Source organism: Pseudomonas sp. C321 (assembly GCF_055407105.1).
Genome location: NZ_JBUZRB010000003.1, coordinates 655,103 through 677,262 on the forward strand (window position 1 = coordinate 655,103; position 22,160 = coordinate 677,262).

Sequence of the window (22,160 nt, forward strand, 5' to 3'; positions counted from 1 at the left end):
TGGTCATCGCAGGCACCTCACTCCACCCGAGTTTCCCCGGTAAACACCAACGTCTCCCGACACCGCCGGCACAAATACCGCCGCCCCTGACTCACCAGCCCATGGCGCTGGGACGAAAACGGGAAATCACTGCCCGCACAAGGGCAGCGGTAGATATACCGGGTTACCCGGCGCCGCTGGATCTCATAGGTGTGGCAGCGGTTGGGCGGCAGTTCGTAGACCCCGCGCATGATCAACTGCCATTCCTCGCCATGGGGCTGGATGCGCTCGCCGAATAATTGGTGGGCAATCAGGTGCGCCACTTCATGGGCGACGGTCTGCTTGAGGAAGTCTTCGCTATTTTCCCGGTACAGCTGCGGGTTGAAGCGCAACAGGTTCTCGTGCAAATGCGCGACACCGGCCTTCTGGCCACGCAGCTTGAGGCTGACGTGGGGGCGTTTGAAGCTTCGTTTGAAAAAGGATTCGGCTTGTTGGAAACAATCTTCGACGCGGGTATTGAGTTGCTCGGGCATGCTGTACATATCTCCAGAGACGCCCAGTATGCCGCAAACCTGGGTGTTTCCGAATCTGTCAGGCGCCGAATGGTCAGGCAGAACGCACAAAGCCACCTTGCGGTGGCTTTTCCTGCGATTTGGAGTGGGCTAGCTGGTGTAGATCGGGCCGACGCCCAGGCCCCAGACGATCACGGTAAAGGCCATGATCGCCACCAGCACCACCAGGCCCACGGCCAGCACCGAGCTGGAGAACAGAAAGCCTTCGTCCGGGTTGATGTTCATGAAGGTCGGCAACCCGACATACAGCAGGTACACCGTGTAGCTGATGGCGGTCGTGCCGACGACCATCCCCAGCCACATATGCGGGTAGAGCGCCGCCAGCCCGCCGACAAACAGCGGTGTCGCGGTGTAGGTGGCAAACGCCACGCAGCGCGCCATGCTCGGGTTGGCGTCGTAGGTGCGCGCCATCCAATGAATGAAGGCGCCCATCACCGCAACGCCGCCGAGCATCGCCAGGTACGACATGATGGTCATCCACAGCGCGCTTTCCTGGGTCAGCATGACCGGGGACCGATTGCCGATGACCCAGCCGACCTGGGTGGTACCGATAAAGGCTGCTACGGCGGGGATCGCCGCGAGAATCAGCGTGTGAGTGAGGTACATGTGGCTGATGCTTTCTTCTTTATCGCCACGAATTTCCCGCCATTCCTTATCGGGGTGGGTGAAAAGTCCCACGACGTGATGGATCATGCCAGTCACTCCTGTTGTTATTACCATCGCCCCCCAGCGGAGCGCCCACGGGCCAATTGGCCTGAAAGGTCTGGATATATGTGCGCGACCTTATGTCGGAGTATAGGAAGTGATGACCGGAAAAAGTGTGAGGCTTTAGAGCAAATCGCGCTGTAAACACAGGGGTTAATCGCAATGACTTCTGTAAATGGCTCGCCACACAAGCCCGCTCGCCACTGTGTCTGGATTTTTGCGTAAAATACCCCGCTTTTCGTCACACACCTTTAACGGGTCCAAGCGCCATGGGCACTCTTACGGTCAACCAGAACAAACTGCAAAAACGCCTGCGTCGCCAGGTCGGTGAAGCAGTCGCCGATTTCAACATGATCGAGGAGGGCGACAAGGTCATGGTCTGCCTGTCCGGTGGCAAGGACAGCTACACCCTGCTCGACGTGTTGCTGCACCTGCAAAAGGTCGCACCGATCACGTTCGACATCGTTGCCGTGAACATGGACCAGAAACAGCCTGGTTTTCCCGAGGAAGTGCTGCCGGCCTACTTCAAGACACTGGGGGTCGAGTACCACATCGTTGAGAAAGACACCTATTCGCTGGTCAAGGAACTGATCCCGGAAGGCAAGACCACCTGTTCACTGTGTTCACGCCTGCGCCGTGGCACGCTCTACACCTTTGCCGACGAGATAGGCGCGACCAAGATGGCCCTCGGTCATCACCGTGATGACATCGTCGAAACCTTCTTTCTCAACATGTTCTTCAACGGTTCCCTCAAGGCCATGCCGCCCAAGCTGCGGGCCGATGACGGGCGCAACGTGGTGATTCGCCCGCTGGCGTATTGCAACGAGATGGACATCCAGGCTTACTCCGACTTCAAGCAATTCCCGATCATTCCCTGCAACCTCTGCGGCTCCCAGGAAAACCTGCAACGCCAGGTGGTCAAGGACATGCTTCAGGATTGGGAGCGTAAGACGCCGGGGCGCATTGATAGCATCTTCCGCAGTTTGCAGAACGTGCAGCCGTCGCAACTGGCCGACCGCAACCTGTTCGACTTCACCAGCCTGCGGATCGACGAAAGCGCCGCTCCACGCTTCGTCAACGTAGTGAATCTCTGAGCATTTTCAACGCTCTGATTGACGGCGCTTGCGGGCGCCGTTTTCATTTCAATTCTTAGGAGAGGGCATGCGCGATTACAAGTGGCTGCACGAATACTGTCTGAACCGTTTCGGTTCGGCGGCCGAACTGGAAGCCCATCTGCCTGTCCCGAAGACCCCGTCGCAATTGCGCGAGATCAGCGATGACCGCTACCTGTCGACCTTGTCGCTGCGGGTGTTCCGCGCCGGGCTCAAGCACAGCGTAGTGGACGCCAAGTGGCCAGCGTTCGAGCAGGTGTTCTTTGGTTTCGACCCGGAAAAAGTGGTGCTGATGGGGGCCGAGCACCTTGAGCGGCTGATGCAGGACACGCGAATCATCCGCCACCTGGGCAAACTCAAGAGCGTGCCGCGCAATGCGCAGATGATCCTGGATATCGAGAAAGAGAAGGGCAGCTTTGGCGAGTTGATCGCCGAGTGGCCAGTGACCGATATCGTTGCCCTGTGGAAGTACTTGAGCAAGCACGGCCACCAGTTGGGCGGGCTGTCGGCACCGCGCTTTTTGCGCATGGTCGGCAAGGACACCTTCGTGCCGAGCTATGACGTGGTGGCAGCGTTGAGTGCGCAGAAGATCGTCGACAAGGTGCCCACCAGCCTGCGAGACCTGGCAACGGTGCAGGACGCGTTCAACCAGTGGCACGCGGAGAGTGGGCGGCCGATGTGTCAGTTGTCGATGATGTTGGCCTACACAGTCAACCACTGACACTGTGGCGAGGGTGCAAGCCCCCTCGCCACAAAAAGCCTCTTCAGCCCGACAATTCCATCAGGCCGGCTGACCTTCCCCCGACAACCGCCGATCCAGCTGGAATCGCCAGCGCACATACAGCAGCGCCGTGCAGAACACCGCCAGGCTCGCCAGCATTTCCAGCACACCGAACCAATGCCGGTTCGGATCGTAGGCGGCCAATGCGCCTTTGATGAAATACAGGTTCACCACAAAACACATCCACGAATGCCCGCGAGCGCTGCCTACGATCATGCCCGGCGCCAGCAACAGCAACGGCACCAGTTCGATCAGCAGTATCACCCAGGGCCGGGCGCCGTGAAGGTCGGCAAACACCAGATAATAGGCGCACAGCAAGCCGGTCAGGCCGAGGAAACTCAACAGGCTCAGTACCCGCGTCACTCTGACCCGAGGTTCCAGCCAGGCTTGGGGCGGCAGGACTTTAGGCTTCTTGGCCACGGCCACTCTCCAGTTTCAAGGCGGTTTTCGCCAGGCGCAGGCCAAGGGCTCGGCACAGGGCGATCTCATGTTGATCGAGGGCACGCTTGCCGTCGGCACCGGAATGATGGCTGGCGCCGTAAGGGGTGCCGCCGCCCTGGGTGTCGAGCAATGCCTGTTCGCTGTAGGGCAGGCCGGTGATCAGCATGCCGTGGTGCAACAGCGGCAACAGCATCGACATCAGCGTGGTTTCCTGGCCGCCGTGCAGGCTGGCGGTGGAGGTGAAGACGCCAGCCGGTTTGCCGACGAGGGCACCGGTCAGCCACAGGTTGCTGGTGCCATCGAGAAAGTACTTCAGCGGTGCCGCCATGTTGCCAAAGCGGGTCGGGCTGCCCAGGGCCAGGCCCGAGCAGTTTTTCAGGTCATCGAGGCTGGCGTACAACGCGCCTTCGGCCGGAATGCTCGGCACCACGGCTTCGCATTCGGTGGAGATTGCCGGCACGGTGCGCAACCGCGCTTCCAGCCCACCTTGCTCGATGCCCCGGGCAATCTGCCGGGCCATTTCACTGACCGAGCCGTTGCGGCTGTAATACAGCACCAGTACGTAGGGCGCGCTCACGGCAGAATCTCCAGGATTTTTTCCGGCGGACGGCCGATCACAGCCTTGTCTGCGGTTTCCAGGATCGGCCGTTCCATCAGCTTGGGATGAGCCGCGATGGCGGCAATCAACTGGGCTTCGCTGAGGCTGGCGTCAGCCAGGTTGAGGGCCTTGTACTCATCTTCGCCGGTGCGCAGCAGTTGCCGGGCGCGGATGCCCAGCTTGCCCAGCAATGCCTGCAATTGCGAGGCGTCCAGCGGAGTTTCCAGGTAGCGCACTACGGTCGGCGTCAGGCCGCGGGCTTGCAGCAGTTCGAGCGCACCGCGGGATTTCGAGCAGCGCGGATTGTGATAAAGCGTCAGATCGGTCATGTGCGGGTCGCATCTTGCGTAAGGTGGCGGGTATTCTACCCGCGCTGCGCCCAGTCCTGAACCTTGAGAGGCGATAGGCCGCAGCCAACGTTCACTTTTGCGAAGGATTACCCATGACAAGGCGACTGATCGGTGCATTGGCGATCATCACAACCCTGCTGCTCAGCGGCTGCGGCAATGACTATGGCGTTGACCAATACGGCCAGAAAGTGGCGTCCGAGCGCTTGGACAAGCAATGGCTGGTCATCAACTACTGGGCAGAATGGTGTGGCCCGTGCCGCACCGAGATTCCCGAGCTGAATGCCTTGGCCGAGCAGCTCAAAGGCCAGTCGGCGGGGGTGTTCGGGGTCAACTTCGATAATGTGCAGGGCGAAGAACTCAAGAGCGCCAGTGACAAACTGGGCATCAAGTTCACCGTGCTGGCGCAGAACCCGGACGGGATATTCGACATTCCGCGCAGCGAAGCCTTGCCGGTGACCTACATCATCGATGACAAGGGCAAGGTGCGTGAACAGTTGATGGGTGAGCAGACGGCAGAAGGGGTGTTGGCGAAGTTGAAGGCGTTGCGTGGCTGATTAATGTCGGAGCCGGTTAACCGGCTCCTGCAGGTCTTTCAGCCTTCTTCCAGCCATAACCGCAAAGGTTTGCCTTCAGCTGGCCAGAAACGGGTTTGCTCGATGGGCGAAACATCCCAGCGCTCGACGGTTTCCAGGGCATTGAAGAAGCGGTGTTCCTGCTCCATCAATGCTTCAGGGCACAGCTTGCGTGTGCTGCCAACCTTGCCGAAGCTGAGCTTGTCACCGTCCAGGGTGTAGGGCGCAAACCAATGGTTGCAGCCGCCATTACCGTAGGCCCGGCCGTCAGAGCCGAGGGTTACGGTTAGATGTGCGTAATCCATCAGCGGCCGTTCGCCGATCCACTCCAGCACGTAGCTGTGGTCCTGCTTGAGCTTGACGGGTTCACCGGCGCAGCCCGCGAGGCCTGCACCCAGGACGGCGAGCACAAGCAAGGCCTTCATTGAACGGCCTTCTGGCATTTCGGGCAGCGGTGTTTGTCGCCGTCAGTGGTCCAGCCCAACTCGGTGATCCGCGCGTTGGCGGCCGGTTGCAGCGGCGCTTTGGTCAGCTTGGTTTCTACCGCGAACTCAAACTCCAACACCGTGTCGCAGCTGTCGCAGTTGGCTTTCCAGGTGTGGATCTCCAGTTCGCCAAACTTCGGGCCCTGGGCCATGGCGACCCATTGGCCGGCCGGACTGATGGAGTAGCGGGCGTCACCTTCGACAGTCAGGCGCATCGACAAGGTTTTACTGCCGCGCAGGGTGACGATCAGGACATCGCCGTTCTTGATCGAGCCGCCGTTGCCGGTGACTTGATAACGGCCCGGCACCAGGGCGCGGCATTCGATCAGGGTGTGTTGCGGGCTCAGCAAGCTGAAGCGGAAATCGTGTTCGGCCATGGATCCTCCAAATAGGCGCGGCATCCTATCACGGGCCGCAGCCCATCATGGACCCGGTATGTGACCGCTGATCAGCCTTGCACCTGGTTTTGCGGCCGATCGTCCGCCCACGCCATGATATTGGCCAGGGTGGTTCCGGCAATCGATGCCAGTGCTTCCTGGGTCAGGAACGCCTGGTGAGCGGTGATGATCACGTTGGGGAAGGTCAACAAGCGCGCCAGCACATCGTCTTGCAGCGGCAAGTCCGAACGGTCTTCGAAAAACAGCTGCGCCTCTTCTTCGTAAACATCCAGCCCCAGGTAACCCAATTGCCCATCCTTGAGGGCTTCGATCAGCGCCGGTGTGTCTACTAGCCCACCGCGTCCGGTGTTGATCAGCATAGCGCCGGGCTGCATATGGGCCAGGGACTGCACATTGATCAGGTGTTTGCTTTCACTGGTCAGCGGGCAATGCAGGCTGATGATTTGTGCCTGGGCCAGCAACTCCTGAAGGCTCATGTAACGGGCGCCGAGGGCTTCGACCTGTGGGTTGGGGTACGGGTCGTAGGCCAATAGCGTGCAGCCGAAGCCGTTCATGATTTTGGCGAAGGTGGCGCCGATCTGCCCGGTGCCGACCACGCCGACGGTCTTGCCCACCAGGTCGAAGCCGGTCAGGCCATGCAAACTGAAATCGCCGTCGCGGGTACGGTTGTAGGCGCGGTGCAGGCAGCGGTTGAGGGCCAGGATCAGGGCGACGGCATGTTCGGCCACCGCATGGGGCGAGTAGGCAGGTACCCGCACGATGGTCAGGCCCAGACGTTTGGCGGCAGTCAGGTCGACATGGTTGTAACCGGCCGAGCGCAGGGCAATCAGTCGCGTACCGCCTGCGGCCAGATGTTCCAGCACCGGGGCACTGAGATCGTCGTTGATGAAGGCACAGACCACTTCGTGGTTGTCGGCCAGAGCCACGGTGTCGAGGTTTAATCGAGCGGGCTGAAATTGCAGCTCCATGCCTGCCGGCAACGACGCGCCAAGAAAACTTTCGCGGTCGTAGGTCTGGCTGCTGAAGAGGATGACGCGCATCAAATTGTTCCTTTATTGATAGGGTTTAGGTGCTGACCCGGGCCTCACTGGCCAGCCGTGCAATCGCCATGTCCAGCTCATCTAGAGCCGCCATGGCCTTGGCGTCGCCCTGCTTAAGCAGGGTCTCGGCCCGTTGGCAGGTCGCCCGCAATTGCGGTACGCCGCAGTAGCGGGTCGCGCCGTGCAGACGGTGGACGCGTTCGATCAGGGCATGGTTGTCGTTGGCATCACGGGCGATACGAATGGCTTCGCGGTCGGCCTCCAGGGACGCGAGCAACATGGCGAGCATATCCGCCGCCAGGTCCGCCTTGCCGGCCGCCAGGCGTAAGCCTTCCTCGTGGTCCAGAACCAGCAGTTGCACGGCCTGGCCGATACCGTCGCTGCTCCGTTCCTGGCCTTGATTGCGCAAGGCCAGGCCGGTCCACTTCAACACCACCTGGGCCAGTTGCCGTTCGCTGATGGGCTTGGTCAGGTAGTCATCCATGCCGCTTTGCAGCAAGGCGCGTTTTTCGTTGGCCATGGCGTGGGCGGTAAGGGCGACGATCGGCAGCGGCGTGCCGTGGCGCTCGCTTTCCCATTGTCGAATCGCCTCGGTGCTCTGGCGCCCGTCCATGCCTGGCATCTGCACGTCCATCAGCACCAGGTCGAAGGTTTCCTTTTTTACCGCATCGATGGCGGTATAACCGCTGTCCACTGCCTGGACCTTTGCGCCCATATCCTCCAGCAGTGTCTGCACCAGCAACAGGTTCGCCGGGTTGTCGTCGACACACAGCACCCTTGGGGCACGGCTGGACAACGGCTCGCCGGGTTCGCTGCGTAAAGGACGCGGGCTGATCAGGTCGGACAGGGCACGACGCAGCTTGCGGGTGCAGGCCGGTTTGGCCTGCAACTGACTGTTAGGGTTGGGCACCGACAGGTTGAACAGCATCTGCTCGGTGGTCGGGCACAGCACCAGCACTTTGCAGCCCAGGTGTTCGAGGTCCCAGAGGTGCTGGTTCAGGCGCTCCGGCGGAATGTCATTGGCGGTGACGCCCAATACCGCCAAGTCAATCGCCTGCTCAGTTTGGTGGGCGCTGGTGATGCCGTTGGTCAGGCTCTCCAGGGTGTTGAACGGCGTGACTTCCAGGCCGCAGTCTTCCAGCTGGTGTTGCAGGGCCTGGCGTGCCAGTTCGTGATTTTCCAGTACCGCGACACGGCGGCCCAGCAAAGGCGCAGAGGGCAGGTCTTCGACATCGTCGCGGGTTTTTGGCAGGTTCAGGCTGATCCAGAAATCCGAGCCTTCGCCTGGCGTGCTGTCGACGCCAATCTCGCCGCCCATCTGTTCGATCAGGCGCTTGGAAATCACCAACCCCAGACCGGTGCCGCCCGGCTGTCGTGACAGTGAGTTGTCGGCCTGGCTGAACGCCTGGAACAGCGCCCGTACGTCCTGGCTGGACAAGCCGATTCCGGTGTCCTGGACGCTGATGCGCAGTTGCACGCTGTCCTCCTGTTCGTCTTCAAGCATGGCGCGGGCGACGATGGTGCCTTCGCGAGTGAACTTGATGGCGTTGCTCACCAGGTTGGTGAGGATCTGTTTGAGGCGCAGCGGGTCGCCCAACAGGGATAGCGGCGTATCGCGATAGACCAGGCTTACCAGTTCCAGCTGCTTGGCGTGGGCGGCCGGGGCGAGGATGGTCAAGGTGTCCTGCATCAGGTCTCGCAGGTTGAAGGGGATGCTGTCGAGCACCAGCTTGCCGGCTTCGATTTTCGAGAAGTCGAGAATTTCGTTGATGATGCCCAGCAGGTTGTCGGCGGATTTTTCGATGGTGCCCAAATAGTCCAGCTGACGGGGCGATAGCTCGCTTTTCTGCAGCAGGTGGGTGAAGCCGAGAATGCCGTTGAGTGGCGTGCGGATTTCATGGCTCATGTTGGCGAGGAATTCCGACTTGATGCGGCTGGCTTCCAGGGCTTCCTTGCGGGCCAGGTCGAGTTCGATGTTCTGGATTTCGATGGTTTCCAGGTTCTGCCGCACGTCTTCAGTGGCCTGGTCGATACTGTGCTGCAGTTCTTCCTGGGCGTTTTGCAGGGTCTCGGCCATGCGGTTGATGCCCGACGCCAGTTGGTCCAGCTCCTGGCTGCCCAAAGGTGGCAAGCGGGCTTCCAGGTTGCCATCCTTGAGTTGCGCCACCGCTTGCTTGATCTGGCCGATGGGCGAGTTGATCGTGCGGCTTATGCGCAGGGCCAACGAGGTGGTGCAGATCAGGCCAATGGCGATCAGCAGCAGGCTGGCGAACAGGCTGCGATAGCCACGTAGCAGCATACCGTTGTGGGACAGCTCCAACTCGACCCAGCCCAGCAGGCGATCGGATTCATCAGGGATCAGCTCACCGGCGAGGTTGCGATGGCGGCCAAAGACCGGCAGCAGATAACGGGTAGCGTCATTGCCGGTACGCTGTAGCAGGTGGGAACTGTTACCGGTGGGCGGCTGATTGAGCATGGTCGGGCCAGCATGGGCCAGGGGCGAGCGGTCCGGCGCCAGGAAAGACACGGCTCGTACGTCGGGTTGCTCCAGGGAATGGGTGGCAATGCGCTCCAGCAAGTCGGTGTTCTTGTTACCCAACGCCGGTGCCACCAATGGCGCTAGTTGCTCGGCAATCATCTCGCCGCGATTGAGCAGCTGGGTTTGCAGCTCCGACAGTTGCATCCAGGTGAAATAACCACCCAGCAGTAATGCCATCAAGCTGGTAGGTAATAATGTCAGCAACAGTACGCGGCCTTTTATCCCCATTCGTCTAAACACGCCACTCTCCTGCTACCACATTGTGATCGAAATTCTTCGCGGGCGTCCGGCTCGCGACACTTGCGCAGTGTAGCCATTCGCAGGGCCGGGAATCTTGCAAAATGAATATGCGAGACGAAGAACGAGCCATTGAAACTCGATGACGGTGCAGGGGTTGCGAGCGAATCGAGGAGAGATCGTTGCCTGGCTACAGGTTGCGCTGTTTGCGCTTTTTCCACTGCCGGCCAACCCACCACCGCCAATAGACCATGGTCAAACAATAGGCCAACGCTCCCAGTACCAACCCCAACACCACCGAGCCCAGCAGAAACGGTTGCCAAAGCGTCGATAACTGCCCGCTGATCCATTCCCAGGTCAACTCGTCGGGAAGGCCGCGCGGCGGTACGTTCATCAGCCAAGTACCGGTCATGTAGGTGCAGAAGAACACCACCGGCATAGTAATCGGGTTGGTCAGCCAAACAAGACTAACGGCGAGCGGCATATTGCCGCGCACGGCAATGGACAGGACCGCGGCCAGCAACATCTGCAAGGGAATGGGGATAAATGCGGCAAACAGGCCCACGGCCATGGCCCGGGCTACAGAGTGCCGATTGAGGTGCCAAAGGTTTGGGTCATGCAGCAGCGTGCCAAGAAAGCGTAAGGATTTGTGTTCCCTGATGCTGGTCGGATCGGGCATGTACCGTTTGAATAAGCGCCGTGGCATAAGGGGTCCAGGTCAGTTCGAGGGGCAAGTATGCCCGTATTCCATGAACGGGAAATTCAGACTTTGTGACAAAAGATCATACTCTGCGTAGCCGGCTCGGCTAAGACTCAATGGGTCACTTTCAAGGAATGACTCATGCGCACAGGGATGTTCGCGCTCGCGTTGGGGCTACTTGCCTTGCGGTTCTTGCCGGCATTGCCGCCGATTGGTTGGCTGCTGGCCCTGCTGGTCCTGGCGTTGATGCTACTGCCATTTCGCGCGTATCCATTGGCTTTTTTTCTGCTGGGGTTGAGTTGGGCCAGCTTCAGCGCACAGTGGGCGCTGAATGACCGGCTTGCACAGGAACTGGATGGCCAGACTCGTTGGCTGGAAGGTCGCGTCACCGGGCTGCCGCAACAAAATGGCGACGTAGTGCGCTTTGAACTGAGCGATAGCCGGTCGCGTAAGGACACGCTGCCCAAGCTCATCCGCGTGGCCTGGCATGGAGGTCCTCCGGTTCACAGTGGCGAGCGTTGGCGCCTGGCTGTCACCCTCAAGCGTCCGTCCGGCTTGCTCAATGCCCATGGTTTTGACTATGAAGCCTGGCTATTGGCCCAGCGCATCGGTGCCACGGGTTCGGTCAAGGATGGCCAGCGCCTGGTGCCCGCCCGGCATGCCTGGCGCGATACGATTCGCCAGCGCCTGTTGGCCGTGGATGCCCAAGGCCGTGCAGCAGGACTGGTTGCACTGGTGCTGGGGGATGGTTCCGGGTTGGCGCCCGAGGATTGGCGCATATTGCAAGACACCGGCACTGTGCATTTGCTGGTGATCTCCGGCCAGCACATCGGGCTGTTATCGGGATTGATCTATGGACTGGTCGCCGGGCTGGCCCGTTACGGTTGTTGGCCGAGACGATTGCCGTGGTTGCCCTGGGCTTGTGTCCTGGCGTTCGCCGCAGCACTGGCTTATGGCTTGCTGGCGGGTTTTGAAGTGCCGGTGCAGCGGGCCTGTGTGATGGTCGGGTTGGTATTGTTGTGGCGCCTGCGGTTTCGTCACCTGGGCATCTGGTGGCCGCTGTTGCTGGCGCTCAACGCTGTCTTGATCCTGGAACCATTGGCGAGCCTGCAACCGGGGTTCTGGTTATCCTTTGCCGCCGTGGCGGTGCTGGTTCTGGCGTTCAGCGGGCGGCTGGGTCCCTGGCGAGCCTGGCAGGCCTGGACCCGCGCCCAGTGGTTGATTGCTATCGGCCTGTTCCCATTGTTGCTGATACTCGGCTTACCCATCAGCTTGACTGCGCCCCTGGCTAATCTGTTTGCGGTGCCGTGGATCAGCGTGGTGGTGTTACCCCTGGCACTACTGGGTACGGTCTTGTTGCCAGTGCCTTATATTGGCGAATCCCTCTTGTGGCTGGCGGGCGGCGCCCTTGATTGGCTATTCAGGGCCCTGGCGCTGTTGGCGGAGCATTTTGCGGCCTGGGTCCCTGTCGAGGTGCCTTTCGGGTATTGGCTGGTGAGCCTGGTAGGGGCGGTGCTGTTATTGATGCCCAAAGGCGTTCCGTTTCGCCTGCTGGGCTGGCCGATGCTGCTGTTGGCGGTGTTCCCACCCCGTGAATCGATCCCCAGCGGGCAGGTTGATGTGGTGCAACTGGATGTCGGGCAGGGGTTGGCGATCGTACTGCGTACCCGAAACCACGCCTTGCTGTATGACGCCGGGCCTCGGTTTGGCGAGTTCGACCTTGGCGCACGCGTAGTGCTGCCTTCCCTGCGCAAGATGGGTGTATCGCAGTTGGACTTGATGCTGCTCAGTCATGCCGATGTTGATCACGCCGGTGGCGCGGCGGCCGTTGCTCAGGGGTTACCCGTCAAGCGTGTGGTAGGCGGAGAAACCAACGGGCTGCCCGCTTTCCTGGGTACTCAACCTTGTGTCAGCGGTGAGCAATGGGAATGGGACGGGGTGAGGTTCGAGTTATGGCAGTGGCCGGATGCCCGCAGCGGCAACCAGAAATCCTGTGTCCTGCGGGTAGTGGCCAACGGCGAGAGACTGCTGCTGACCGGAGATATCGATCGCGAGGCAGAGAGGGCGCTGCTGGCCACGTCACTGGCGGTCAGTACTGACTGGCTGCAAGCACCTCATCATGGTAGTCGCAGCTCCTCTTCATGGCCTCTATTGCAGCGACTCGTGCCCAAGGCCGTACTGATCTCTCGTGGTCGCGGCAACGCGTTTGGCCATCCGCACCCTCAGGTGCTGGAGCGTTACCGGGCCTTGGGCAGTGTCATTTATGACAGTGCCGAAATGGGCGCCCTGCGCCTGCAATTGGGCACTTTTCAGAAGCCAGTAGCCGCTCGCGGCCAGCGCCGGTTCTGGCGAGAGGTTCCGACAATGCCAGCGGTAATCGACCGTAACCAAAGACCGGCGCCTGCGACATGATGGCCGCGGGCAGGTAGGCCCTTGCGCGCAACCCTATATGCTAAAGTGGCGCACTTTTTCGAAGGGGCGTTCACTGTGTGGGAATTGGTCAAGTCCGGCGGCTGGATGATGTTGCCGATCATTATGAGCTCCATCGCCGCACTCGGTATCATCGCCGAACGCTTGTGGACCCTGCGCGCCAGCCGCGTGACCCCGCCCCATCTGCTGGGGCAGGTCTGGCGCTGGATCAGGGACAAGCAACTGGGCAAGGACAAGCTCAAGGAGCTGCGGGCCAACTCCCCCTTGGGCGAGATCCTGGCCGCGGGGCTGGCCAACTCCAAGCATGGCCGCGAGATCATGAAGGAATGCATCGAAGAAGCTGCTGCCCGGGTCATCCATGAACTGGAGCGCTACATCAATGCCTTGGGCACCATCGCCGCCATGGCGCCGCTGCTTGGGTTGCTCGGCACGGTGCTGGGGATGATCGATATCTTCAGTTCCTTTATGGGCTCTGGCATGACCACCAACGCCGCTGTGCTGGCCGGGGGTATCTCCAAGGCCTTGATCACCACGGCCGCAGGCCTGATGGTCGGTATTCCGGCAGTGTTCTTTCACCGATTCCTGCAACGCCGGATCGATGAGCTGGTGGTGGGCATGGAGCAGGAGGCCATCAAGCTGGTGGAAGTGGTGCAGGGCGACCGTGATGTCGATCTGGTTGAGGGCAAAGCGTGAAATTTCGCCGCAAGCAACGGGAAAACGTCGATATCAACCTGGCGTCGTTGATCGACGTGGTGTTCATCCTGCTGCTGTTTTTTGTCGTGACCACCACCTTTACCCGGGAAACCCAACTGCGGGTCGATCTGCCGGAAGCCGTCAGCGGCTCGCCGGCGCCAGACTCGCAGGCCAAGCAACTGGACATAGCCATTAGCGTCGATGGAGTGTTTTCGGTGAATAACCAATTGCTGGAGAAAAACGATCTGGCCAGCCTGATGGATGCACTCCAGAAAGAGTCCGGCGGTGATACGCAGCTGCCGCTGTCCATCAGCGCTGATGGCAAGACCCAGCACCAGGCCGTGATCACCGCGATGGACGCCGCCGGCAAGCTTGGCTTCAGCCATTTGCGCATGACCACCGTCGAGGCGGCGGGCCAACCCTGATGAGCATGTCTGATCGTTTGCTGCGCGCCTGGTACACCGGCCATCCCGCCCTCAAGCTCTTGCAGCCGCTGGAATGGCTGTATCGCCGGGTTGTGCGGCGCAAGCGTGAACGCTTCCTGGCGGGCGAGGGCGAGATCTATCAGTCGCCGGTGCCGCTGGTGGTGGTCGGTAATATCACCGTCGGTGGCACGGGCAAGACGCCGTTGATTCTCTGGTTGATCGACCACTGCCAACGCAGCGGTTTGCGGGTCGGCGTGGTCAGCCGCGGTTACGGCGCCAAGCCGCCGCAGTTACCCTGGCGGGTTGAAGCTAGCCACAGCGCCGAGGTCTCGGGCGACGAACCACTGTTGATCGTGCAGCGCAGCGGCGTCCCTCTGATGATCGACCCCGACCGTAGTCGCGCCGTGCAGGCGCTGTTGGCCAGCGAAACACTGGACCTGATTCTTTCCGACGATGGTCTGCAGCACTACCGATTGGCCCGTGACCTGGAACTGGTGCTGATCGACGCGGCCCGAGGCCTGGGCAATCGCCGGTGCCTGCCGGCGGGGCCGTTGCGCGAGCCGGTGGAACGCTTGCAAAGCGTCGATGCGCTTCTTTATAACGGTGCAGGCTCGGATCGTGATGATGGTTTTGCCTTCCGTCTGCTGCCCACCGCGTTGGTCAATTTGCAAACCGGCGAGCGCAAGCCTCTGGATCATTTTCCGCTGGGCCAGCGCGTCCACGCTGTCGCTGGCATTGGTAACCCGCAACGTTTCTTCAATACCCTTGAAACGCTACACTGGCTGCCGATACCCCATGCTTTTGCTGACCATGCGCCCTACAGCGCCGAGGTTCTGAGTTTCACGCCGTCACTGCCGCTGGTCATGACCGAGAAGGACGCGGTGAAGTGCCGCGCCTTTGCGCAAGCCCACTGGTGGTACCTTGCGGTGGATGCGGCACCGTCACCGGCGTTCGTCGCCTGGTTCAATACGCAATTGATGCGTCTGCTGCCTGCTCGCCTTTTGCCTTAAAACGCTTTTATCCAGGAAACATTCATGGACACCAAACTGCTCGACATCCTCGCTTGCCCGATCTGCAAAGGCCCGCTCAAGCTCAGCGCCGACAAAACCGAGCTGATCAGCAAGGGTGCCGGCCTGGCTTACCCGATCCGTGATGGCATCCCGGTGATGCTGGAAAGCGAAGCCCGCACCTTGACCACCGACGAGCGCCTGGATAAATGACCACCGCCTTCACCGTTGTCATACCGTCCCGTTACTCCTCCACCCGTCTGCCGGGCAAGCCGCTGCAGATGATCGGCAGCAAGCCGATGATCCAGCTTGTCTGGGAACAGGCCTGCAAAAGCAGCGCCGAACGGGTGGTGGTGGCCACTGATGACGTGCGCATCATTGAAGCTTGCAAAGCGTTTGGCGCTGAAGCGGTGCTGACCCGTGAAGATCACAACTCCGGCACTGACCGCTTGGCCGAAGTGGCCACGCACCTGGGGCTGGCGCCTGACGCCATTGTGGTCAACGTGCAAGGTGACGAGCCGTTGATTCCCCCTGGTGTCATCGATCAGGTGGCGGCCAACCTGGCGGCCCACGCTGAAGCACGTATGGCGACCTTGGCCGAGCCGATCGAAGACATTGAAACGCTGTTCAACCCGAACGTGGTGAAAGTGGTCAGCGACATTAATGGCCTGGCGCTGACGTTCAGTCGTGCCATCTTGCCGTGGGCGCGCGATGATTTCGCCAAACGCCGTGACGTATTGCCGGCGGGCGTGCCGTATCGCCGCCATATCGGTATCTACGCTTACCGCGCCGGTTTCCTCCATGACTTCGTCAGTTGGGGCCCATGCTGGCTGGAGAACACCGAATCCCTGGAGCAGCTGCGTGCACTATGGCACGGCGTGCGTATTCACGTGGGTGATGCCCTGGAAGCGCCGCCGGCCGGTGTCGATACCTTTGAAGACCTTGAGCGCGTCCGTCGCCTGCTGGGGGCCTGATGGAGGTTTTGTTCGTCTGCCTGGGCAATATCTGCCGCTCGCCCACCGCAGAAGGTGTACTGCGCCACAAATTGCGCGAAGCCGGGCTGGCTGGGCAGGTTGAAGTCGCCTCGGCTGGCACTGGCGAATGGCACATTGGCAAGGCGCCGGACAAGCGCAGCCAGCGCGCGGCGCTACAGCGGGGCTACGACCTGTCGGCCCAGCGCGCGCAGCAGGTGTCGCGTGCCGATTTTGCCCGCTATGACCTGATCCTCGCCATGGACGAGAGCAACCTGCGTAACCTCAAGGCCATGCAGCCTGCTCAAGGCAAGGCGGATCTGGACCTGTTTCTGCGCCGTTACGACTCGGCGGTGGACGAGGTGCCAGACCCGTACTACGAGGGCGAGCAAGGCTTCGAACGGGTCCTGGACCTGATCGAGCACGCCTGTGATTTGTTGGTGATTGAATTGAAGGGGCGGTTATGACCTTGCAAGTGCAGGCGCAGGTTTCGCTCAAGGCATTCAACAGCTTTGGTATCGATGTGCGTGCCCAGTTGTTTGCCGAGGCCCGCAGTGATGCCGATGTTCGTGAAGCCCTGGCCTACGCTGCCGGGCAACAATTGCCGTTGCTGGTGATTGGCGGCGGCAGCAACCTGCTGCTGACCCAGGACATTAAGGCCATGGTGTTGCGCATGGCTACCCAGGGTATTCGGGTGGTGCACGATGATGGCGTTCATGTGGTTGTCGAAGCCGAAGCTGGCGAAGCCTGGCATCCGTTTGTGTTGTGGACCCTGGAGCACGGTTTTTCCGGCCTGGAAAACCTCAGCCTGATTCCCGGTACGGTCGGCGCGGCGCCGATGCAGAACATTGGCGCCTACGGTGTGGAGATCAAGGACATGTTTGCCGGCCTCACCGCGCTGGATCGCCAGACCGGCGAGCTGCGGGATTTCAGCCTGGACGAATGTAACTTTGCCTACCGCGATAGCTTGTTCAAACATGAAGTCGGGCGCTGGTTGATCTTACGGGTGCGTTTTGCCTTGAGTCGCGCTGTGCACTTGAAGCTCGAATATGGTCCGGTGCAACAGCGTTTGGCCGAGCAGGGGATTACCCAAGCGACGCCAAGCGATGTCAGTCGGGCGATTTGCAGCATTCGCAGCGAGAAACTGCCTGACCCGGCGGTGCTGGGCAATGCCGGCAGCTTTTTCAAGAACCCCTTGGTTTCCCAGGCCTTGGCTGCCCGGCTGCAGGCACTGTACCCGGATCTGGTGGCCTACCCTCAGGCGGGCGGGAAGATGAAGTTGGCAGCTGGCTGGTTGATTGATAAGGCCGGTTGGAAAGGCTTTCGCGACGGCGATGCCGGCGTGCATCGCTTGCAGGCCCTGGTGCTGGTCAATTACGGCGCGGCAACGGGCCTGGAAATTTCCAATCTGGCGCAACGAATCCAGCAGGACATTGCCCAGCGCTTCCAGGTTGATCTGGAAATGGAGCCCAATCGCTATTGAGCTACGCTTCTTCAAGAATGAATCAAGCCCTGCATTGCAGGGCTTTTTTTTACTCTTCACACCGCTCTGCTTGCTGGGTTAACTTAGCTGGCTAACGATGTTTGTTTATCGTTCTATAGACGCTGTTTATCAAAGGCCCGGTGAAGATCCGTCTTCACAAGAGAGCCCGACTAGCCTGAGTCAATCTGCGTGTACCAACTCTACTCTACCCCTGGCGGCAGATTGCTCGACCCCATAACCCATAAATATGCGGGCGTGCCCATGATTACCCTGAAGCTCAACGGTCAAGACCATCAACTGGACGTCACCGAGGATATGCCGCTGCTGTGGGCCATCCGCGATGTGGCTGGTTACAACGGCACCAAGTTTGGCTGCGGCATGGGCCTGTGTGGCGCGTGTACCATTCATATTGACGGCTCGCCCGCCCGCAGTTGCATCACCCCGATTGGCGCGGTCAAGGGCCAGAACATCAGCACCATCGATAACCTGCACACTGACCCTGTCGGCCAAGTGGTTCAACAAGCCTGGTTGGACACCGCCGTGGCCCAATGCGGCTACTGCCAGGGCGGCCAAATCATGTCCGCCACCGCGTTGCTGAAAACCAACCCCAATCCCAGCGACGAGCAGATTGAAGAGGCGATGGTCGGCAATATCTGCCGTTGTGGCACTTACAACCGGATCAAGACCGCGATCCGTCAGGCCGCCACGCACCTGCAGGGGGCCAAGGCATGAGCCAGTTGCCCAGTGATTTCAAACTGAACAACCTCAGCCGCCGTGGCTTCCTCGCAGGCGTTGGCGTTACCGGTGCTCTGGTTATCGCCGCCAGTTGGGGTTTGCCCGACGCATTTGCCGAAGACGCGGTGAAGAAATACGGCGGCGACGCCATGCCCAATGGCGTGATCGACGATCCCAAGGTCTACGTCAGTATTGCCACCAACGGCACCGTTACCGTGATCTGTAACCGCTCGGAAATGGGCCAGGGCGTGCGCACCAGCCTGACCCTGGTAGTGGCCGATGAATTGGATGCCGATTGGGCGCTCGTAAAGGTTCAGCAGGCCCCGGGTGACGAAGTGCGTTTCGGCAACCAGGACACCGATGGCTCACGCAGCATGCGTCACTGGTATGAGCCGATGCGTCGGTGCGGTGCTGCCGTGCGGACCATGCTGGAGCAGGCCGCTGCCGAGCAGTGGAAAGTCCCGGTGGGCGAGTGCCGCGCGCAATTGCATAAAGTCATTCACCAGCCCAGCGGCCGCGAACTGGGCTATGGCGCCCTGGCCGCTGCCGCCGGTGCGCTGGCGGTGCCGGCTCGCGACGGTTTGCGGCTCAAGCAGCCGTCGGAGTTTCGCTACATTGGCAAGGAAGGCACCAAAGCCATCGACGGTGCCGACATCGTCAACGGCCGCGCGGTGTATGGCGCCGACGTGCATTTTGATGGCATGTTGTTCGCCACCATTGCCCGTCCGAAGGTCTATGGCGGCAAGGTCAAATCCTTCGATGCCAGCGCGGCATTGAAGATCCCGGGTGTGCTCAACGTGCTGGAAATCGAAAGCCGGTCTTTGCCGTCGGAATTCCAGCCTTTGGGCGGCGTAGCAGTTGTCGCCAGCAATACCTGGGCGGCGATCAAGGGTCGCGAAGCCTTGCAGATTGTTTGGGATGACGGCATCAACGCCGGCTACAACTCCATCGACTACCGTAAGGAGCTGGAAGCTGCCGCGTTGAAGCCCGGCAAAGTGGTGCGTAACACCGGCAGTATCGACCAGACCCTGAGCGACGCCGACAGCACCTTCGAAGCAGCTTACTACTTGCCGCACCTGGCTCAGTCGCCGATGGAGCCGATGGTGGCCATCGCCCGATTTGACAACGGGCAGTGCGAAGCCTGGGCGCCAAGCCAGGCACCGCAAGTCAGTCGTGAGCGAATCGCTGAGCGGCTAGGGCTGCCTTTCGATAACGTCACGTTGAACGTCACGCTGTTGGGCGGCGGTTTTGGTCGCAAGTCCAAACCCGACTTCATCGTCGAAGCGGCAATCCTGGCCAAGGCGTTTCCTGGCAAGGCGGTGCGCGTGCAGTGGACGCGTGAGGACGATATCCACAATTCCTACTTCCATACCGTGTCCGCTGAGTACCTCCAGGCCGGCCTGAACAAGGACGGCATGCCGTCGGGCTGGCTGCACCGCACGGTGGCGCCGAGCATCACCGCGCTGTTTGCCCCCGGCATGAACCATGAGGCCGCATTCGAGCTGGGCATGGGATTTACCAACATGGCCTACGCGATTCCCAATGTGCGCCTGGAAAACCCTGAAGCGGTGGCCCATACCCGGGTTGGCTGGTACCGCTCGGTATCGAATATTCCCCACGGCTTTGCAATTCAGAGCTTTGTAGATGAATTGGCCCACAAGGCAGGTCAAGACCCGTTGAAGTACCAGCTGAAATTGCTGGGCCCGGATCGTCAGATCGATCCCAAGACCTTGAGCGATGAGTGGAACTATGGCGAATCGCCAGAGCGCTATCCCATCGACACCGCACGCTTGCGTGGCGTACTGGAAACCGCTGCCAAAGCCGCTGGTTGGGGCCGCAAGCTGCCCAAGGGTCGTGGGCTGGGTCTGGCGGTGCACTACAGTTTTGTCACCTACGTGGCAGCGGTGATCGAGGTGGAAGTCAAAGACGACGGCACCCTGATCGTGCACAAGGCGGACATTGCCGTTGACTGCGGCCCGCAGATCAATCCGGAGCGCATCCGTTCGCAGTTCGAGGGTGCTTGCGTGATGGGGCTGGGCAATGCGGTGCTGGGAGAAATCAGCTTCAAGGACGGCAAGGTCCAGCAGGACAACTTCCATATGTACGAAGTGGCTCGGATGTCCCTGGCGCCCAAGGAAATCGCCGTGCACCTGGTCACGCCAAAAGGCGATGTACCGTTGGGCGGTGTCGGTGAGCCGGGTGTGCCGCCGATTGCACCGGCGCTGTGCAATGCAATCTTCGCCGCTACGGGCAAGCGTATCCGTAATTTGCCGGTCCGTTATCAATTGCAGGGTTGGCAGCAGGAGGCGAAGGGCTGATGGACAGTGTTGATCTGAACGTCTTGCGCAGTGTGCTGGAGTGGCGCCGGGCTGGGCAGCAGGTGGTGCTGTACAGCGTGGTCCAGACCTGGGGCAGTGCGCCGCGCCCACCGGGGGCCATGTTGGCCTTGCGGGGCGATGGGGTGGTGATTGGTTCGGTCTCTGGCGGGTGCATTGAAGACGACTTGATCGCCCGTTTGCAGGACGGACGCTTGCCCGACGATGGGCCGCCAGTGCAACTGGTGACGTATGGCGTCACGCGAGATGACGCGGCGCGTTTTGGTTTGCCTTGTGGCGGAACCTTGCGTCTCACGGAGGAAAGGGTGACCGATGCGGGTTGGGTGGCCGAGTTGCTGGCACGCTGTGAGGCCCATGAGGTCGTCGCCAGAGAGTTGGACCTGGCGACCGGCGAAGTCATCTTGAGCCCCGCAGACAAGACCGACACCGTGAGTTTTGACGGTGAGCGCCTGCGGGCCATTTACGGTCCTCGCTGGCGCTTGCTGTTGATCGGTGCCGGTCAGTTGTCGCGCTACGTGGCAGAAATGGCTCGGTTGCTGGATTTCGAAGTGCTGATCTGCGATCCGCGCAAGGAATTCGTCTACGGTTGGGAAGAACAGCACGGGCGCTTCGTGCCGGGTATGCCCGATGACGCGGTGCTCAATATCCAGACTGACGAGCGCACGGCTATTGTCGCGTTGACCCACGATCCGCGCCTGGACGATATGGCGCTGCTCACGGCGCTGAACTCCAGGGCGTTCTACATTGGTGCTTTGGGTTCGCGGGTCAACACTCAAAAACGTCGGGACAACTTGGCAGCCCTGGGGTTGACGACGGATGCGATCGCTCGCCTGCATGGCCCTATCGGTTTGCATATCGGTAGCCATACCCCGGCGGAGATCGCTTTGTCGTTGATGGCGGAGGTCGTCTCCATCAAGAACGGGATTGATTTGTTGCAAAAGAAACCGTTGCAGGTGGCAGTCAGTTGACGGGCTCAATCACAGCCATTGTCCTGGCAGCAGGACAAGGCAGCCGATTTCGGGCTGTGGCGGATCAGGACAAGTTGCTGGCGCCTTGCGTGGGTCGTGATGGGGTGATGCGACCGATGATTGAGCAGGTGCTGGTAAATCTACCGCCCAGCGTTGCAAAGCGTTGGGTGGTGACGTCGCCGGATCGAAGCGAGGTTATTCGTCTGGCACAGGCTTATGGTTGTGAGGTGCTCCTTTTGCGATCAGCAGGAATGGGCGACAGCATCGCAGCGGCGGTGTCGGCCAGTGCTTCAGCCACTGGCTGGCTGGTGGTGTTGGGGGATATGCCGTTTATCCTGCCGTCGAGCATCGAGCAGGTGGTTGCGGGACTTGGGCAAGATGGCATCAGCGTTCCCGTTCAGGGCGGTGAGTACGGTCACCCGGTTGGCTTTGGTCTCTCCTTTGGCCCTGCATTAATGGCATTGACTGGCGATCGTGGGGCGAAGCCGCTGTTTGCCCAGGCATTAGTGCGAGAAGTGCCAGTCGATGATCCTGGGGTATTGTGGGATGTAGATGTGCCAGGGTTGCTGCATTTCCGGTAACAATCGTCAGACATAAAAAAGC

Annotated in this window: 25 protein-coding genes; 15 read left to right on the plus strand and 10 right to left on the minus strand. The window is 60.6% G+C overall.

The genetic code is table 11. From position 1 onward, the window contains the following. Window positions 1-17: 17 nt before the first annotated feature. Together ACZRJ6_RS12675 and ACZRJ6_RS12680 are read right to left on the minus strand one after the other, a co-directional pair. A complete protein-coding gene (locus tag ACZRJ6_RS12675; protein WP_133099214.1) occupies window positions 18-512 on the minus strand; it encodes a SprT family zinc-dependent metalloprotease in 495 nt (164 codons plus the stop codon). 129 nt (window positions 513-641) lie between these two features. Further along, window positions 642-1,244, minus strand: a complete 603-nt coding sequence (locus ACZRJ6_RS12680) for a Yip1 family protein (protein WP_463968376.1) — start codon at window positions 1,242-1,244, stop codon at window positions 642-644. A 281-nt stretch (window positions 1,245-1,525) separates the two neighbouring features. Here ACZRJ6_RS12680 and ttcA point away from each other — a divergent pair, with 281 nt between their 5' ends. Together ttcA and ACZRJ6_RS12690 are read left to right on the plus strand one after the other, a co-directional pair. Next, window positions 1,526-2,350, plus strand: coding sequence for a tRNA 2-thiocytidine(32) synthetase TtcA (gene ttcA, locus ACZRJ6_RS12685; protein ID WP_463968377.1), 825 nt, complete (start codon window positions 1,526-1,528; stop codon window positions 2,348-2,350). A 67-nt stretch (window positions 2,351-2,417) separates the two neighbouring features. After that, window positions 2,418-3,089 carry a DNA-3-methyladenine glycosylase I gene (locus ACZRJ6_RS12690; RefSeq protein ID WP_463968378.1) on the plus strand — a complete coding sequence of 224 codons (672 nt, stop codon included), beginning with the start codon at window positions 2,418-2,420 and terminating at the stop codon, window positions 3,087-3,089. Window positions 3,090-3,149: 60 nt separating this feature from the next. Here the strand turns inward: ACZRJ6_RS12690 and ACZRJ6_RS12695 are convergent, their stop codons facing one another. The 3 genes from ACZRJ6_RS12695 to arsC are packed head-to-tail and all read right to left on the minus strand — an operon-like array spanning window position 3,150 to window position 4,517. Continuing rightward, a complete protein-coding gene (locus ACZRJ6_RS12695) occupies window positions 3,150-3,569 on the minus strand; it encodes a DUF2069 domain-containing protein (RefSeq protein WP_463968379.1) in 420 nt (139 codons plus the stop codon). After that, window positions 3,553-4,167, minus strand: a complete 615-nt coding sequence (gene wrbA, locus ACZRJ6_RS12700) for an NAD(P)H:quinone oxidoreductase (protein WP_463968380.1) — start codon at window positions 4,165-4,167, stop codon at window positions 3,553-3,555. The genes ACZRJ6_RS12695 and wrbA overlap by 17 nt, the downstream gene beginning before the upstream one ends. Further along, complete coding sequence (gene arsC / locus ACZRJ6_RS12705) at window positions 4,164-4,517, minus strand: arsenate reductase (glutaredoxin) (RefSeq protein ID WP_463968381.1); 354 nt, start codon at window positions 4,515-4,517, stop codon at window positions 4,164-4,166. Before arsC ends, wrbA begins: the two co-directional genes overlap by 4 nt. 113 nt (window positions 4,518-4,630) lie before the next feature. Between arsC and ACZRJ6_RS12710 the strand changes: the two genes are divergently transcribed. Continuing rightward, complete coding sequence (locus tag ACZRJ6_RS12710) at window positions 4,631-5,092, plus strand: TlpA disulfide reductase family protein (RefSeq protein ID WP_149413523.1); 462 nt, start codon at window positions 4,631-4,633, stop codon at window positions 5,090-5,092. Between the two features lie 38 nt (window positions 5,093-5,130). Here ACZRJ6_RS12710 and ACZRJ6_RS12715 read toward each other — a convergent pair whose 3' ends face one another. The 5 genes from ACZRJ6_RS12715 to ACZRJ6_RS12735 all read right to left on the minus strand — a co-directional run bounded on the left by ACZRJ6_RS12715 (window position 5,131) and on the right by ACZRJ6_RS12735 (window position 10,515). Then, window positions 5,131-5,535: an META domain-containing protein gene (locus tag ACZRJ6_RS12715; protein WP_463968382.1), complete on the minus strand. Its 405-nt coding sequence runs from the start codon at window positions 5,533-5,535 to the stop codon at window positions 5,131-5,133. Next, the gene (locus ACZRJ6_RS12720; RefSeq protein WP_463968383.1) at window positions 5,532-5,972 is read right to left on the minus strand and encodes a hypothetical protein; all 441 of its coding nucleotides are present in this window, start codon (window positions 5,970-5,972) and stop codon (window positions 5,532-5,534) included. The genes ACZRJ6_RS12715 and ACZRJ6_RS12720 overlap by 4 nt, the downstream gene beginning before the upstream one ends. A gap of 71 nt (window positions 5,973-6,043) precedes the next feature. Then, on the minus strand, window positions 6,044-7,033 hold the full coding sequence (locus ACZRJ6_RS12725; RefSeq protein ID WP_463968384.1) for a 2-hydroxyacid dehydrogenase: 990 nt from the start codon (window positions 7,031-7,033) through the stop codon (window positions 6,044-6,046). Window positions 7,034-7,058: 25 nt separating this feature from the next. Beyond that, entirely contained in the window at window positions 7,059-9,800 is a 2,742-nt protein-coding gene (locus ACZRJ6_RS12730) for a response regulator (RefSeq protein ID WP_463968430.1), read from the minus strand. 199 nt (window positions 9,801-9,999) lie between these two features. Beyond that, a complete protein-coding gene (locus ACZRJ6_RS12735) occupies window positions 10,000-10,515 on the minus strand; it encodes a DUF2062 domain-containing protein (RefSeq protein ID WP_463968385.1) in 516 nt (171 codons plus the stop codon). Between the two features lie 135 nt (window positions 10,516-10,650). On the opposite strand from ACZRJ6_RS12735, the gene ACZRJ6_RS12740 reads away from it, so the two are divergent. The 12 genes from ACZRJ6_RS12740 (at window position 10,651) to ACZRJ6_RS12795 (ending at window position 22,138) form a co-directional block, all read left to right on the plus strand. Next, window positions 10,651-12,921: a DNA internalization-related competence protein ComEC/Rec2 gene (locus ACZRJ6_RS12740; RefSeq protein WP_463968386.1), complete on the plus strand. Its 2,271-nt coding sequence runs from the start codon at window positions 10,651-10,653 to the stop codon at window positions 12,919-12,921. A gap of 75 nt (window positions 12,922-12,996) precedes the next feature. Continuing rightward, entirely contained in the window at window positions 12,997-13,632 is a 636-nt protein-coding gene (locus ACZRJ6_RS12745; RefSeq protein ID WP_178114498.1) for a MotA/TolQ/ExbB proton channel family protein, read from the plus strand. After that, window positions 13,629-14,057 carry an ExbD/TolR family protein gene (locus ACZRJ6_RS12750; protein ID WP_463968387.1) on the plus strand — a complete coding sequence of 143 codons (429 nt, stop codon included), beginning with the start codon at window positions 13,629-13,631 and terminating at the stop codon, window positions 14,055-14,057. Before ACZRJ6_RS12745 ends, ACZRJ6_RS12750 begins: the two co-directional genes overlap by 4 nt. Further along, entirely contained in the window at window positions 14,057-15,067 is a 1,011-nt protein-coding gene (gene lpxK, locus ACZRJ6_RS12755) for a tetraacyldisaccharide 4'-kinase (RefSeq protein ID WP_149413516.1), read from the plus strand. Before ACZRJ6_RS12750 ends, lpxK begins: the two co-directional genes overlap by 1 nt. 24 nt (window positions 15,068-15,091) lie before the next feature. Continuing rightward, on the plus strand, window positions 15,092-15,277 hold the full coding sequence (locus ACZRJ6_RS12760) for a Trm112 family protein (protein WP_003174668.1): 186 nt from the start codon (window positions 15,092-15,094) through the stop codon (window positions 15,275-15,277). Then, window positions 15,274-16,038 (plus strand): 3-deoxy-manno-octulosonate cytidylyltransferase, encoded by a 765-nt coding sequence (gene kdsB / locus ACZRJ6_RS12765; RefSeq protein ID WP_463968388.1) that lies wholly within the window; start codon window positions 15,274-15,276, stop codon window positions 16,036-16,038. The genes ACZRJ6_RS12760 and kdsB overlap by 4 nt, the downstream gene beginning before the upstream one ends. Further along, window positions 16,038-16,502 (plus strand): low molecular weight protein-tyrosine-phosphatase, encoded by a 465-nt coding sequence (locus ACZRJ6_RS12770; protein ID WP_463968389.1) that lies wholly within the window; start codon window positions 16,038-16,040, stop codon window positions 16,500-16,502. Before kdsB ends, ACZRJ6_RS12770 begins: the two co-directional genes overlap by 1 nt. Next, complete coding sequence (murB, locus tag ACZRJ6_RS12775; RefSeq protein WP_463968390.1) at window positions 16,499-17,518, plus strand: UDP-N-acetylmuramate dehydrogenase; 1,020 nt, start codon at window positions 16,499-16,501, stop codon at window positions 17,516-17,518. The genes ACZRJ6_RS12770 and murB overlap by 4 nt, the downstream gene beginning before the upstream one ends. A gap of 261 nt (window positions 17,519-17,779) precedes the next feature. After that, the gene (locus ACZRJ6_RS12780; RefSeq protein ID WP_149413512.1) at window positions 17,780-18,250 is read left to right on the plus strand and encodes a (2Fe-2S)-binding protein; all 471 of its coding nucleotides are present in this window, start codon (window positions 17,780-17,782) and stop codon (window positions 18,248-18,250) included. Continuing rightward, complete coding sequence (locus ACZRJ6_RS12785; protein WP_463968391.1) at window positions 18,247-20,571, plus strand: xanthine dehydrogenase family protein molybdopterin-binding subunit; 2,325 nt, start codon at window positions 18,247-18,249, stop codon at window positions 20,569-20,571. The genes ACZRJ6_RS12780 and ACZRJ6_RS12785 overlap by 4 nt, the downstream gene beginning before the upstream one ends. Beyond that, window positions 20,571-21,557 (plus strand): XdhC family protein, encoded by a 987-nt coding sequence (locus tag ACZRJ6_RS12790; protein ID WP_463968392.1) that lies wholly within the window; start codon window positions 20,571-20,573, stop codon window positions 21,555-21,557. Before ACZRJ6_RS12785 ends, ACZRJ6_RS12790 begins: the two co-directional genes overlap by 1 nt. Beyond that, window positions 21,554-22,138 (plus strand): nucleotidyltransferase family protein, encoded by a 585-nt coding sequence (locus ACZRJ6_RS12795; RefSeq protein WP_463968393.1) that lies wholly within the window; start codon window positions 21,554-21,556, stop codon window positions 22,136-22,138. Before ACZRJ6_RS12790 ends, ACZRJ6_RS12795 begins: the two co-directional genes overlap by 4 nt. The last annotated feature ends 22 nt before the right edge of the window (window positions 22,139-22,160 follow it).